Raw genomic sequence first — 14107 nt, forward strand, 5'->3', positions numbered from 1 at the left:
GAAAGCCGTGGCCTTCACCCCCACCGGCAAGGACGGCGTCTTCCAAGCCTTCTTCAGACATCAGAAAATAGAAACAGTCGACCTCAACCTCTGCAGACGATAAGTGACAAAACTGTTCGCGATGTCCCCGCACACCTGTTCGCGATGTCTCCGGTCCAAACAGGGGGGAGAGGTGGCGCTGCGAAGCAGCGACGGAGTGGGGGAAGCCATTCGCTAAACGCGCCGCGGCAAGACAGGCACAACCCGGCGAGCAGAAAACTCAGGCAAGCGGTAATCAGAGGAAGAGGTCGACCCCCACTCCGTCGAGCTTCGCTCGACACCTCTCCCCCGATCGACGGGGGAGAGGAAAGGCGCGAGTTTGCCGGCCTTGGCGCCCTTCCTGTCCCTCCGGAGCTGCGGAAGTGTGGATAGGTGCCAAGTCCTGCCGCCAATCACCTTATCTTCCGACAAACCCAGCCCAACCTTCTCCCTAATTGCGCGCCATCCCCCAACATCGACAAGAAATTTCGCGGACATATCTTCATCTTGGTGCTGGGGAGGCTGGTTCGGCCGGCGTTGCCGGACTGAGGTCCGCAGGCTTGCCCGACGAATTCGCACTGGTCTGGCGGCACGAATGTGCAAATATCCCCAACCAGGCAACATTGGAGGACAAAGGTCATGGCCGATGCTGGGATGTTGCGTTTTCACGTTCCGGAACCGGAAGTGCGGCCGGGCGGAACGCCTGACTTTTCCAACGTGCCGATCCCCAAGGCCGGCTCGGTGGCGCGCCCCGAAATCGATGTCGATCCGCGGGCCATCCGCGATCATGCCTTCTCGATCATCCGCGTGCTGAACCGCACTGGCGAGGCCGTCGGTCCCTGGGCCGGCCTGCTTTCCAGCGACGAGCTGCTGGCCGGCCTGCGCCACATGATGACGCTGCGGACCTTCGACGCGCGCATGCAGATGGCGCAGCGGCAGGGCAAGACCTCGTTCTACATGCAGCATCTGGGCGAAGAGGCGGTGGCTTGCGCCTTCCGCAAGGCGCTGGCGCCGGGCGACATGAATTTTCCGACCTATCGCCAGGCGGGGCTGCTCATCGCCCACGGCTATCCGATGGTCACGATGATGAACCAAATCTATTCCAACGAGGCCGACCCGCTGAAAGGCCGGCAATTGCCGGTCATGTATTCGTCGAAGGAGCACGGCTTCTTCTCGATCTCCGGCAATCTGGCGACGCAGTACATCCAGGCGGTCGGCTGGGCGATGGCCTCGGCGATCTCGAACGATTCGCGCATCGCAGCCGCCTGGATCGGCGACGGCTCGACGGCCGAATCCGATTTCCACTCGGCGCTGGTGTTCGCCTCCACCTACAAGGCGCCGGTCGTGCTCAACGTCGTCAACAACCAGTGGGCGATCTCGACTTTCCAGGGCATCGCGCGCGGCGGCTCGGGCACGTTCGCGGCGAGAGGCCTTGGCTTCGGCATCCCGTCGCTGCGCGTCGACGGTAATGATTATCTCGCGGTGCATGCCGTTGCCAAATGGGCGGCGGAGCGGGCGCGCAGCAATCTCGGGCCGACGCTGGTCGAATATGTCACCTACCGCGCCGGCGCGCATTCGAGCTCGGACGATCCATCCGCCTATCGGCCGAAGACCGAATCCGACGCCTGGCCGCTCGGTGACCCGATCGTGCGGCTGAAGAACCATCTCATCGCGCTCGGCGTCTGGTCGGACGAACGGCACGCCCAGGCCGAGGCGGAAATCCTCGACACGGTGATCGCGGCGCAGAAGGAAGCCGAAAGCCACGGCACGCTGCATGCCGGCGGCAAGCCGTCGACGCGCGACATGTTCGAGGGGCTTTATGCTGAGATGCCACCGCATCTCAGACGCCAGCGCCAGCAGGCGGGAGTCTGAGCCATGCCGAGACGGACCATGATCGAGGCAATTCGGGACGCCATGGACGTGTCGATGGCGCGCGACAGCAAAGTCGTCGTGTATGGCGAGGATGTCGGCTTCTTCGGCGGCGTCTTCCGCTGCACGCAAGGCTTGCAGGCCAAATACGGCAAGAGCCGCTGCTTCGATGCGCCGATCAACGAATCCGGCATTGTCGGCTCGGCCATCGGCATGGCCGCCTATGGCTTGAAGCCGTGCGTGGAGATTCAGTTTGCCGACTACATGTATCCGGCCTACGACCAGCTGACCCAGGAAGCAGCTAGACTGCGTTATCGCTCCAACGGCGATTTCACCTGTCCGATCGTGGTGCGCATGCCGACCGGCGGCGGCATTTTTGGCGGCCAGACCCACAGCCAGAGCCCGGAAGCGCTGTTTACCCATGTGTCGGGGCTGAAGACGGTGGTGCCGTCCAACCCGCATGACGCCAAGGGGCTCTTGATCGCGGCGATCGAGGATCCCGATCCAGTGATCTTCCTGGAGCCGAAGCGGCTCTACAATGGCCCGTTCGACGGCCATCACGACCGGCCGGTGACACCTTGGTCGAAACACGAGTTGGGCGAGGTCGCCGACGGCCACTACACCGTGCCGCTCGGCAAGGCGGCGATCCGCAGGGCGGGCTCGGCCCTCACCGTGCTCGCCTACGGCACCATGGTGTATGTCGCGCAGGCCGCGGTCGAGGAAACCGACATCGATGCCGAGATCATCGATCTCAGGACCCTGCTGCCGCTCGATCTCGACACCATCGTCGCTTCGGTGAAAAAAACGGGACGCTGCGTCATCGTGCATGAGGCGACGTTGACCTCGGGCTTCGGCGCCGAGCTGTCGGCGCTGGTGCAGGAAAACTGTTTTTATCACCTCGAAGCGCCGGTCGCTCGCGTTGCCGGCTGGGACACGCCCTATCCGCATGCGCAGGAGTGGGATTATTTCCCCGGCCCCGCCCGCGTCGGCCGTGCCTTGCTTGAAACCATGGGAGCCTGAGATGGGCGAACACATCATCAAGCTGCCCGATGTCGGCGAAGGGGTCGCCGAGGCCGAGCTGGTCGAGTGGCACGTCAAGATCGGCGACATCGTGCGCGAGGACAGCGTGCTCGCCGCCGTGATGACCGACAAGGCGACGGTCGAAATCCCATCGCCCGTCGATGGCGAGATCCTGTGGCTGGGCGCGGAGATCGGCGACACGGTAGCGATCGGCTCGCCGATCGTGCGGCTGAAGGTGGCGGGCGAGGGCAATGTGAAAGGTGCGGCGCCGGCAAAAGTCACGGCTGAGAGTACCCCCACCCCTAACCCCTCCCCACAAGGGGGAGGGGGACGCGCCACGGTATCCAAGGACGAAGCAAAGTCCGCTTCGCCTCCAGCGGGAACTGCTGCGAAGAGTGCGCGGATAGCAGAGACGGGATCCCCCTCCCCCTTGTGGGGAGGGGCTAGGGGTGGGGGTACTGCGCCGACGTCCCGAGGTGCCGCGCCCCCCGGCGCGCCGCGTCCCGAAGGTGAAAAGCCGCTGGCCTCGCCGGCTGTTCGTTTGCGGGCAAAAGAAGCCGGCATCGATCTCCGGCAGGTTGCGGGATCCGGCCCTGCCGGCCGCATCGGCCATGAGGACATCGAGGCGTTCCTGGCCCGCGGACCGCAGATCGCCAAGGCATCCGGCCTCGCCCGCAACGATGCGATACAGGACATCAAGGTGGTGGGCTTAAGGCGCAAGATCGCCGAGAAGATGACGCTGTCGAAGTCGCGCATCCCGCACATCACCTATGTCGAGGAAATCGACGTCACCGCGCTGGAGGATCTGCGCGCCGCGCTCAACAAGGAGAAGCGCCCAGGTCAGGGTGGCGTGGAGCGGCCGAAGCTGACGCTGCTGCCGTTCCTGATGCGGGCGATGGTCAAGGCGATATCAGACCAGCCCAATCTCAATTCGCTGTTCGACGACGAGGCCGGCATCATCCACCAGCATGGCGGCATCCATATCGGCATCGCGGCGCAGACGCCGTCGGGGCTGGTGGTGCCGGTGGTCAGGCATGCCGAGGCGCGCGACATCTGGGATTGCGGCGCCGAGGTCGTCAGGCTGGCCGAGGCGGCCAAGTCCGGCACCGCGACACGCGACGAGCTGTCCGGCTCGACCATCACCATCACCTCGCTCGGCGCCATGGGCGGCGTGGCGACGACGCCGGTCATCAACCATCCGGAAGTTGCGATCATCGGCGTCAACAAGATGATGGTGCGGCCGGTGTGGGACGGCACCCAGTTCATCCCGCGCAAGATGATGAACCTGTCGTCGAGCTTCGACCATCGCGTGGTCGACGGCTGGGACGCGGCGGTGTTCATCCAGCGGATCAAGACGCTGCTGGAAACGCCGGCGCTGATTTTCGTGGATTGAGGGGGAGATGGAGATGTCGGCGAGACAGTGTCCCCTCTGCTCTGTCGGGCTGGTTTTCTTCTTACAATGTTGAAAGTTAGCGAAAGCAGTGGAGCGCGTAATCTCCCCCCTCGAGGGGGAGATGGCCGGCAGGCCAGAGGGGGTCGGTGCGACTGGACGCGACCGCCTTGCGCGACAGATGCAGGCTGGCGCTCTACGCCCGGCGACCCCCTCTGTCGCCTTCGGCGACATCTCCCCCTCGAGGGGGGAGATTACGCGCTTCAAGGGCGGCGCGAAGGATCGCTGCAGAGCGCTCTTTTCGAGCAGGCGCGACAAATAGTTAGGATGCCAACATGAAAGAAATCTCCTGCAAGCTGCTCGTCATCGGCGCCGGTCCCGGTGGTTACGTCTGCGCCATCCGTGCCGGGCAGCTCGGCGTCGACACGGTGATCGTCGAAGCCGGCAAACCGGGCGGCACTTGCCTCAATGTCGGCTGCATCCCGTCCAAGGCGCTGATCCATGCGGCCGAGGAGTTCGAGAAGGTGTCGCACATGGAAGGCGGCAACAGCCCGCTCGGCATTTCGGTCACCGCACCAACGCTCGACCTTGCCAAAACAGTCGCCTGGAAGGACGGCATCGTCAGCCGGCTCAACAGCGGCGTCGCCGGCCTGCTCAAGAAGGCGGGGGTGAAGACCGTGCATGGCTGGGCGAGCTTTCGCGACGGCAAGACTGTGGAGGTCGAGACCGAGACGGGAAGCCAAGTCATCCGCGCCGAGGCGATCGTCATCGCCACCGGCTCGGCGCCGGTCGAATTGCCGTTCCTGCCCTTTGGCGGCCCGGTGATTTCGTCAACCGAGGCGCTGGCGCTCGGTGAGGTGCCAAAAAAAATTGCCGTCGTTGGTGGCGGCTATATCGGACTGGAACTCGGCATGGCCTTCGCCAAGATGGGCGCCAAAGTCACCGTGGTCGAGGCCTTGGCGCGCGTGCTGGCGCAGTATGACGCGGAGCTAACCCGGCCGGTCGTCAAGCGGCTCACTGCACTGGGCGTCGAGGTGATGGTGGGCGCCAAGGCCAAGGGGCTGTCGACCAAGGGCGATGCGCTGCTGGTCGAGACGGCGGACGGCAAGAGCGCCAAGGTTCCGGCCGACAAGATCCTGGTCACGGTCGGGCGCAAGCCGGTGACCGAAGGCTGGGGGGTTGAGCAGATCGATCTCGATATGGCGGGTAAATTCATCCGCATCGACGACCAGTGCCGCAGCTCGATGCGCGGCATCTTTGCCATCGGCGACGTCACCGGCGAACCGATGCTGGCGCACCGGGCGATGGCGCAGGGCGAGATGGTCGCCGAGATCATCGCCGGTCACAAGCGCAACTGGGACAAGCGCTCGATACCCGCCGTCTGCTTCACCGATCCGGAACTGGTGACGGCAGGCTTGTCGCCGGAAGAGGCCAAGGCACTCGGCGGCGAGGTCAAGATCGGCCTATTCCCGTTCGCCGCCAACGGCCGGGCGATGACCAAGCTGGGCGAGGACGGCTTTGTCCGCGTCGTGGCGCGGGCCGACAACCATCTGGTGCTCGGCATCCAGGCGGTTGGGCAGGGCGTGTCGGAACTGGCGGCGGCGTTCGGGCTGGCGCTGGAGATGGGCGCGCGGCTGGAGGACATTGCCGGCACCATCCATGCGCATCCGACGCAAGGCGAGGGGTTCCAGGAAGCAGCGCTGAAGGCGCTGGGCCACGCGCTGCATATTTAGGGAGGTGATCTCCCCCCTTGAGGGGGAGATGGCCGGTAGGCCAGAGGGGGTCGGTTCGACCGGATGCGACCTCCTTGCGACAGATGGAGGTTTGGCGCTTCACGCGAGGCGACCCCCTCTGTCGCCTTCGGCGACATCTCCCCCTCAAGGGGGGAGATTACGCTCAGCCGCTTCAGCTCGCCAGCCGGCTCACCATCTCGTGCTGCGCATAAGCCCGGCCGAAGCGGTTGGCTAGAAACGCGTCGAGCGCGATGTCTTCCTGCTTGATGAAACCCGTCGCCGGCAGGCTGCCGTCGGCCAGCATGTCGAGCACGGCGCAGATGCCGGACGCGGTGGTGATCTGGATGGCGCTGTGCACCGTGTCGCCGATACGCTTCGAGTAGATCTTGTTGGCGTAGGTCTCCTGCAGCAGGCGGCCGTTCTTGCGGCCCGAGACGGTGACGAAGACGATGACCACGTCCTGCAGCGTCGCCGGCAGGGCGCTCTCGAAAATGTCTTTCAGCACGTCGCGGCGGTGGCGCAGGCCAAGGTCGTTGAGCAGCGCCTTCATGATCGCGGCGTGGCCGGGATAGCGGATCGTGCGGTAGTTCAGCGTGCGCACTCTGCCCTTCAGCGTCTCGGCCAGCGTGCCGAGCCCACCGGAGGTGTTGAAGGCTTCGTAAGTGACGCCGTCGAGTGAGAATTCCTCGCGCTCCTCCAGTGGCGGCACCTCGACCAGTTCGCCCTCGACGATCGCCTCGCAGGGCTCGCAATATTCGTTGATGACGCCGTCGGTGCTCCAGGTCAGATTATAGTTCAACGCATTGGACGGGTATTGCGGCAAAGCGCCGACGCGCATGCGCACGCTCTCCAGCGAATCGAAACGGCTGGCGAGATCGTTGGCGACGATCGAGATGAAGCCCGGGGCCAGGCCGCATTGCGGAATGAAGGCGTTTCTGGCCGAAACCGCCAATTCCTTGACGCGGCGGGTCGAGACGACGTCCTCGGTCAGGTCGAGATAGTGTACGCCGGAACTGGCCGCTGCCTCGGCAATACGGGTGGTCAGATGGAAGGGAGCGGCGCTGAGCACCGCGAACTTGCCGGCGAGTGCTGCTTCAAGCGTGCCCGATGCTTCGATGTCGAGCTCCAGCGTCGCAACCGTGGCCGGCAGTTCGGCGGAAGCGAGCTGTGCTGCCGAACGGTCGACGAGCGTGACCTGATAATCCCCCGTGGCGGCGAGCATCTCGGCAATGGTCGAGCCGATCTTTCCGGCGCCGACAACGACAATTTTCTTCATGACCGATCCCTCACTGATTGTGAGCACAGATTCGCAGCTTGCCCGTCGAATGGAAGCGTGGTTTTGTTCGGAACGAAGCCATCTGTTGGTCAGTCCGCCGAGAAGAACCGTCGAAATGCTCAGTGACGCCGAACAGGCCCTGCTTTCCCTGCTGCGCGAGAATGCGCGCGCCTCGACCGCCGAACTGGCGCGGCGGCTTGGCGTCTCGCGGACCACGGTTCAGAGCCGGATCGAACGGCTGGAACAGCGCGGCATCATATCAGGCTACGGCGTGCGGCTGGCGCCGGACTACGAGCAGGGGCTGGTGCGGGCGCATGTGCTGCTCACCGTGACGCCCAAGCTCGCCGACAAGGTGGTGCGCGGCCTGCGCGCCCTGGCGACGGTCAGGACGCTGCATTCGGTCAGCGGCAATTTCGACATGATCGTCATCGTCGACGCGCCGTCGATCCGCGACCTCGACATGCTGCTCGACCAGATCGGCGCCATGGACGGGGTCGAGCGGACCCTGTCGTCGATCATCCTGTCGACGCGGATTGATCGGTGAGGGTCGACGCTGCCAATCTCCCCCCTTGCGGGGGAGATGGCCGGCAGGCCAGAGGGGGGTGTGCAGGATCGCCAGCCTCGGCCAGTTGTGCGACGTGAACCCACCGATGGGGTCATGTCGGCGGGACAGCACCCCCCTCTGCCTTGCCAGGCATCTCCCCCGCAAGGGGGGAGATTGGCCGTCATTTCGGCTTTCGCCTACCAATCCAGCGCCGGCGGAAAGCTCACCGCCACCTCAAGGCCAGGCCGACAATCCTCAAGCCTAATCGATGCGCCATGCAGGTCGGCGATGGCCCTGACAAGGCTGAGACCCAGCCCGCTGCCCGGTGTCGACCGGCTGTGGTCCAGCCGATAAAGCCGCTGAAACACTTTTTCATGTTCGTCGGTGGGAATGCCGGGACCGTTGTCGGCGACACCGGCAACGACGCGTTCGCCCTGGCGCGCCGCCGACAGCTTTATCGTCGTGCCCGATGGACAATGGCGCAGCGCGTTCTCGACCAGATTGGCGAACATCTGCGTCAACAGCTCGCGATCGCCATGGATCCGGTCCGTCGTTTCCTGTGGTTGCGCCAACGACAGCGACTTTCCGTCGTCCTCGGCAACATCGGCATAGATCTCGGCGATGGTTTGCAGCACCTCGCCCAGATCGACATCGGTGAACCGCGCCCGGCGCGCGCCGGCTTCGATCTGCGCGATGCGCAGCAGCGCATCGAAGGTCTCGTTGATCTGCAGGCTCTCGGCATGCGCCTCGGCCAGTTCAGCGGCGATCTTCTGGCCCGACAGATTCTTTTCCGATGCGGTGTCGAGGATCATCTGCAACCGGTTGAGCGGCGTCTTCAGGTCGTGGGCGATGTTGGCGCTGACCTGTTTCATGCCTTCGACCAGTGCCGACAGGCGGTCGAGCGCGGCATTGACCTGGCTGGAGACGATGTCGATGTCGTCGCCCTTGCCGGTCAGCGGAATGCGGGTGTCCAACCGTCCATGCGAGACATCCACCATGGTGGCGGCAATGCCGTCGAGACGGCGCTGGACTCGCGAGGCCAGCAGGGCGCCGCCGGCGACCGCCAGTCCGGTGATGATCAGGGTTCCCCAGCCAAAGCTCATCAGCACGATCCTCTCCAGCTCCTCGGTCTCGGAAAGGCTGAAGGCGACGGTCAGGGTGTTGCCGCCGACCGGGCCGGAATAGGCGCGGTACTCGGCGCCGGGCGGCACGCCGGGCATTTCGGCGTCGAACATCGAGAAGCCGTCGGGAAGCCCTGCCGCGGTGAAGTTGCCGGCCAGGCGATTGCCCGTCGCGTCGGTCAGCGAAAACAGCTGCTCCTTCCTAGGGCTGCGCAGGGAGTGGCTGCCGACGGTCTCAACCAGCTCCTTGAGATCGTTCTCGGCATAGGTCGCGGCGACCACCGCGTAGGTCTCCTTGATGGTGTCGTCGAGCCGCTCGGCAAGATCGGCGCTCATCATCTGGTAGACGATGGCGCCCGACAGGACGAAGGCCAGCACGAACAGGAAGGCGAAGGTCAGGGCCAGCCGAAACGGCGTGCTGCGCAGCAGGCGGGACCATGTTCCGGTCATGACGGCGCGTGCAGGCTGTAGCCTGTGTTGCGGACGGTGTGGATGAGCTGGGTTTCGAAAGGCTTGTCGACCTTGGCCCGCAGCCGGCTGATATGGGTCTCGACGACGCTGGTCCTGGGATCGAAATGAAAATCCCAGACGCGCTCCAGAAGCATGGTGCGGGTGATGACACGGCCTTCGCCGCGCATCAGCACTTCCAGCAGGCTGAATTCCCGCGGCTGCAGGTCGATCGGCTGGCGCTGCCTAGTGACCCGCCGCATGATCAAGTCCATTTCGAGGTCGGCGACCCGCAGGACGGTTTTCTGCTCCTGCGCCGCTGGCCGCCGGCCAAGCGCGTTGATGCGGGCGAGAAGTTCGGAAAAGGCGAAGGGCTTGACCAGATAGTCGTCGCCGCCGGCCTCCAGCCCCTCGACGCGGTCGTCGATGCCGCCGACCGAGGTGAGAAAGATCGCCGGCGTCCGTACGCCCGCGGCGCGCACCGCCTTGATCATCGACAGGCCGTCGAGGCCGGGGATCATCCGATCGGCGATGATCACGTCGTAATTGCCCCGGGTCGCCGCGAACAGCGCGTCATGTCCGTTGCGCAGGAGGTCGCAGACATGGCCGGCCTCGGTCAGTCCCCTGACGATATAGTCGGCCGTCCTGTGGTCGTCCTCGACGAGAAGCAGTCGCATGAAAGGTCCGGTCCGTTGCCGAGATGGAGAGGCTATCACCGGCACAGGCTTGTTCCTAGGATGTCACGAAGGCGCAGGTATGGTGGCGCTTTCGTCATACATTCGCGATTGGCGGAAGCTTTCCTGGCTTCGTCCTTGGGATGCCGTGACATCTCCGAGCCGCGTAGCGATGCGGAACCCGACGTCCGCGGGACAGCACCCCCCTCTGCCCTTCCGGGCATCTCCCCCGCAAGGGGGGAGATCGGCAGCTTCGATCCCCCCACCCCTCTTGCAACTCTTGCAACATTCGAGATTGGCGAAAGCGGAGGTACAGTCAATCTCCCCCCTTGCGGGGGAGATGGCCGGCAGGCCAGAGGGGGGTGTGAAGGATCGCTACTGAAGAAAACTTCCATTCTGCTCTGCACTTGGTCAGCGCACGCACACGCTGAGGTCAATCCGATTCCAGCAGGATCTCATCGGCCTCGTCGCCCTTCAGGGTCATGTGCAGGACGAGGGCAATGATACAGCCAAGGAAGAGCAGGCTGGTGAAGATGGTGCCGAGACCTAGGCCGCCATGCCTGGCCGACCGCGACAGCAGGTCGCCGAACGAAGCGCCGAGCGGCCGCGTCAGGATATAGGCGAGCCAGAAGGCCAGGATGCCGTCGAGACTGAGCAGCCAGTAGGCGAGCGCTATCAGCGCGATGACGCCGCCGAACAGCAGCCCCGTCGCGAGGTAGCCCATGTCGAAGCTTTCGGCGACGAGGTCGCCAGCGGCGGTGCCGAGCGCGAAGGTCAGCAGGATCGCCAGCCAATAGAAGATCTCGCGCCTGGTGGTGAAGATGGTGTGGATCGATAGCGTCCGTTCGCTGGCGTACCAGACCGCGAATGTCGCAGCGAGCGCGACCGAGAAGGCGATGGTTGCCGTCTGCAGGCGCACGCCGAAATTGTCGACGAGGTTGTCCGTCACCAGCGTGCCGACGATGCTGATCAGCACCACCGCCAGCCAGTAGGCCCACGGCACGTAACGCTTCTGCGCAAACTGCAGGACAAGGGCCGCGGTCAGGATGCCGGTCATGATCAGCGAGGTGGCGGTCAGCCCAAGCCCGAGTGTGTCGGCAAGATAATCCGCTGCGGTCTCGCCCGTGGTGACCGCCATCAGCTTGACCAGCCAGAAGTCGAGGGTGACGTCGGGAACCCTGCTGTGGCTCGGTGCGGCGGGTTGTTGCCTGTTGGGCGCGAGCATGGCTGAAGTCCAGAGGTCGACGGTTGCGGCGGGGCGGTGGCGATCCACCCCGCGCATCGTAAGCAAACGAGTTCACACCGGCCTGTCCGGCGGCATACAAATTCGTAAGAATGGCGCGCAAAACGCATTGCGAATGCCTGGCGGTGCGTTTGATGGAATGTGGCGCCTTGCATCCGCCATTGCTGCTCAACGGCGCGCTGATGGCGGGCGCGATGCCGGGCCGCACGTTCGGCCCGACCCACCCTGCGCTCTCGTGATCGGTGGTTCTAGCTGCCGAGCGGATGCGGCATGTAGCCGACGAAGCCGGCGATCTTCCAGCTGCCGCCGACCTTGCTGCAGAAATACAGCGTCTGCCATTTCAAGCGATCGACGCTGCCGTCCGCCTTGGCAACCGAGCCGTCGAATTTCTTGTGCAGCACGGCGCGGTCGCCGTCGACATCGATGTCGCGCATGTTGGTGACGCGAAACAGCGCCTCGCGCAGCGGCTCGGCGAATTTGGTCGCCGCGGTCTCCTTGGCCTGGCGCAGCCACTCGTCGCGATAGATTTCCAACCGCGGAAACTGCAGTCGCCAGGCATCGGCATTGCTCAGGAAATGCGCGTGCATGCCGAAGAAGCTTTCGGCGACGAAATCATTCTCGACCATCGGCCAGTCCTGGCCGATGAAAGCATCGATGTCGCGCCGCACCAGCATTTCCCAGAGCGCGTGGCGATCGGCGTCGCCTGCCGGAAACGGGTTCTTGTCGTAGGTCATTGCTGCTGTCTCCGGTCTGGCAAATGCGTCTGTGCGTTGCGGCTGCAAGGCGGGCCGCCAGAGCGCACGATGCAAGCGCTTCTGTAATAAAGCAACATGAATTCTGTGGAATGTTGCTTTCCAACAAGGCCTCTATGAGGATCGCCCCGATCGGGGTAAATGTCGATCGAAGCGGGCGCTGTCATGGCGCCCCGCCCTGTCATCAGAGGAGGCCTTCCCTTGCCGAAACAGTGTTTTGGAACGTCGCATGTGCCGCTGTCGCCCGCCGTGCGCGCCGGCGATCTCGTCTATGTCTCCGGCCAGGTTCCCGTCGGCAGCGACGGCATCGTGGTCAAGGGCGGCATAACGGAACAGACCGAGCAGGTGCTCGCCAATATCAAGGCCGCACTGGCGCTCGCCGGCTGCACCCTTGACGATGTCGTCAAGACGACGATCTGGCTGGAGGATGCACGCGATTTCGGCGCCTTCAATGCGGTCTATGCCAGGCACTTCCCGAAGAGCCCGCCGGCCCGCACCACGGTCGAATCGCGGCTGATGATCGACATCAAGATCGAAGTCGAGGCGGTCGCATACAGACCGGTCTGATAGACGACACGAAGCGGAGGTTCCCCCCATGCAATTCGACCTCCTGCTGAAGGGTGGACGGCTGATCGATCCGGCGGCCGGCATCGATGCGCCGCGTGATGTCGCCATTGCCAATGGCCGGGTCGCCGCGATCGATGCCGATATTCCGGTGACCAGCGCCGCGCAGGTCGTCGATGCCAACGGCTGCATCGTCACATCAGGCCTCGTCGACCTGCACAGCCACGTCTATTGGGGCGGCACCTCGCTCGGCGTCGATGCCGATAGGTTGGCCGCAAAGAGCGGCACCACCACCTTCATCGATGCGGGCAGTGCGGGCGCCGGCAACTTCCTCGGTTTCCGCCGCCACGTCATGGAGCGCTCGAAGGTCCGCATCCTGGCCTATGTCAACATTTCCTTTGCCGGCATTTTCGGCTTCTCGCAGACGGTGTCGGTCGGCGAGTGCAGCGATCTCCGGCTCTGCGAACCGCGCGAGGTTGTGGCAGCAGTGCGCGAGCACCGCGATGTCGTGGTCGGCGTAAAAGTCCGCTCCGGCAAGCATGCCGGCGGCACCAGCGGCATCGCGCCCGTCGATCTGGCGCTGGAAGCCGCCGACCAGGCTGGCCTGCCGCTGATGGCGCATATCGACGAGCCGCCGCCCGGCCGCTCGGAAGTCTTGCCGCGCCTGCGCAAGGGCGACATCCTCACCCATTGCTTCCGGCCTTTCCCCAATGCGCCGGTATTCGCTTCCGGCGCGGTGCGGCCGGACATGCGGCTGGCGCGCGAGCGCGGCGTCATCTTCGACATCGGCCACGGCATGGGCTCGTTCGATTTCGCCGTCGCCCGCGCCATGCTTAAGGAAGGGCTGGCCCCGGACGTGATCTCGAGCGACGTGCATCTCTACTGCGTCGACGGTCCGGCCTTCGACATCCTGGTCTGCATGTCGAAGCTGCTGGCGCTCGGCATGCCGCTGGTCGAGGTCCTGCGCGCCGCCACGCAAGCGCCGGCGCGGGCGATCGCGCGGCCTGATCTCGGCACGCTGGCGGTGGGCACCGTCGGCGATGTCGCCGTGCTCCGGCAGCGCCCGGGCCGCTTCACCTTTGTCGATGCGGTAGGCGCGTCATTGGTCGCCGACCAGAGGCTGGTGTCGGAAGGCATCGTTATCGGCGGCACCTGGTGGCCGAACGAGGCGGTGAATGATGTCAGCGAGACGGAGCGTTTCGAGGCGCATGAACGGCATACGCATGTCGGGGTTGCGGCGAGGCATTTTGGGCATCGGCATGAGTGAAAGTTCTGCGCGACTTCGTCATCCACGGGCGGAGCGGAAGCGAAGCGGACGCGCAGACCCGAGGATCCTGTGTGTTGTTCCCATGCTATGTCTGAAGTGGGAAGGAGACCGAGGGGATCCTGGTCGTCCTTTCGAGGACAGGCCGTGGCATGGCTCGGTCCCTTCCCACCGGTGAACCATCAACCTGAA

Annotated in this window: 13 protein-coding genes; 8 read left to right on the top strand and 5 right to left on the bottom strand. The window is 64.6% G+C overall.

Annotated features, from left to right (window positions below):
- The first annotated feature begins 657 nt into the window (after positions 1-657).
- The 4 genes from EOA13_RS35080 to lpdA all read left to right on the top strand — a co-directional run bounded on the left by EOA13_RS35080 (position 658) and on the right by lpdA (position 6030).
- A complete protein-coding gene (locus EOA13_RS35080; RefSeq protein WP_127297770.1) occupies positions 658-1890 on the top strand; it encodes a 3-methyl-2-oxobutanoate dehydrogenase (2-methylpropanoyl-transferring) subunit alpha in 1233 nt (410 codons plus the stop codon).
- 3 nt (positions 1891-1893) lie between these two features.
- Positions 1894-2907, top strand: a complete 1014-nt coding sequence (locus EOA13_RS35085; RefSeq protein ID WP_127297771.1) for an alpha-ketoacid dehydrogenase subunit beta — start codon at positions 1894-1896, stop codon at positions 2905-2907.
- A 1-nt stretch (position 2908) separates the two neighbouring features.
- Positions 2909-4300 carry a dihydrolipoamide acetyltransferase family protein gene (locus tag EOA13_RS35090; protein ID WP_127297772.1) on the top strand — a complete coding sequence of 464 codons (1392 nt, stop codon included), beginning with the start codon at positions 2909-2911 and terminating at the stop codon, positions 4298-4300.
- Between the two features lie 332 nt (positions 4301-4632).
- Positions 4633-6030, top strand: a complete 1398-nt coding sequence (lpdA, locus tag EOA13_RS35095; RefSeq protein ID WP_127297773.1) for a dihydrolipoyl dehydrogenase — start codon at positions 4633-4635, stop codon at positions 6028-6030.
- 172 nt (positions 6031-6202) lie between these two features.
- Here lpdA and EOA13_RS35100 read toward each other — a convergent pair whose 3' ends face one another.
- The gene (locus tag EOA13_RS35100) at positions 6203-7306 is read right to left on the bottom strand and encodes a saccharopine dehydrogenase family protein (RefSeq protein WP_127297774.1); all 1104 of its coding nucleotides are present in this window, start codon (positions 7304-7306) and stop codon (positions 6203-6205) included.
- 115 nt (positions 7307-7421) lie between these two features.
- Here EOA13_RS35100 and EOA13_RS35105 point away from each other — a divergent pair, with 115 nt between their 5' ends.
- A complete protein-coding gene (locus EOA13_RS35105; RefSeq protein ID WP_127297775.1) occupies positions 7422-7850 on the top strand; it encodes an Lrp/AsnC family transcriptional regulator in 429 nt (142 codons plus the stop codon).
- 197 nt (positions 7851-8047) lie between these two features.
- Here EOA13_RS35105 and EOA13_RS35110 read toward each other — a convergent pair whose 3' ends face one another.
- From EOA13_RS35110 to EOA13_RS35125, 3 genes are all read right to left on the bottom strand, one after another.
- A complete protein-coding gene (locus tag EOA13_RS35110) occupies positions 8048-9421 on the bottom strand; it encodes a HAMP domain-containing sensor histidine kinase (RefSeq protein WP_127297776.1) in 1374 nt (457 codons plus the stop codon).
- Positions 9418-10095 (bottom strand): winged helix-turn-helix domain-containing protein, encoded by a 678-nt coding sequence (locus EOA13_RS35115; RefSeq protein ID WP_127297777.1) that lies wholly within the window; start codon positions 10093-10095, stop codon positions 9418-9420. Before EOA13_RS35115 ends, EOA13_RS35110 begins: the two co-directional genes overlap by 4 nt.
- Positions 10096-10525: 430 nt before the next feature.
- Positions 10526-11317, bottom strand: coding sequence for a hypothetical protein (locus EOA13_RS35125; RefSeq protein ID WP_127297778.1), 792 nt, complete (start codon positions 11315-11317; stop codon positions 10526-10528).
- 110 nt (positions 11318-11427) lie between these two features.
- Between EOA13_RS35125 and EOA13_RS38165 the strand changes: the two genes are divergently transcribed.
- Positions 11428-11574, top strand: a complete 147-nt coding sequence (locus EOA13_RS38165; RefSeq protein WP_164780534.1) for a hypothetical protein — start codon at positions 11428-11430, stop codon at positions 11572-11574.
- Between the two features lie 9 nt (positions 11575-11583).
- Here the strand turns inward: EOA13_RS38165 and EOA13_RS35130 are convergent, their stop codons facing one another.
- The gene (locus tag EOA13_RS35130) at positions 11584-12069 is read right to left on the bottom strand and encodes a hypothetical protein (protein ID WP_127297779.1); all 486 of its coding nucleotides are present in this window, start codon (positions 12067-12069) and stop codon (positions 11584-11586) included.
- Between the two features lie 183 nt (positions 12070-12252).
- Here EOA13_RS35130 and EOA13_RS35135 point away from each other — a divergent pair, with 183 nt between their 5' ends.
- Together EOA13_RS35135 and EOA13_RS35140 are read left to right on the top strand one after the other, a co-directional pair.
- Complete coding sequence (locus EOA13_RS35135) at positions 12253-12654, top strand: RidA family protein (RefSeq protein ID WP_206535351.1); 402 nt, start codon at positions 12253-12255, stop codon at positions 12652-12654.
- Positions 12655-12682: 28 nt separating this feature from the next.
- Entirely contained in the window at positions 12683-13918 is a 1236-nt protein-coding gene (locus EOA13_RS35140; RefSeq protein WP_127297781.1) for an amidohydrolase/deacetylase family metallohydrolase, read from the top strand.
- Positions 13919-14107 lie beyond the last annotated feature (189 nt).

Origin of the sequence: Mesorhizobium sp. M7A.F.Ca.US.011.01.1.1, from assembly GCF_003998295.1 — a bacterium.
Lineage (GTDB): Bacteria > Pseudomonadota > Alphaproteobacteria > Rhizobiales > Rhizobiaceae > Mesorhizobium.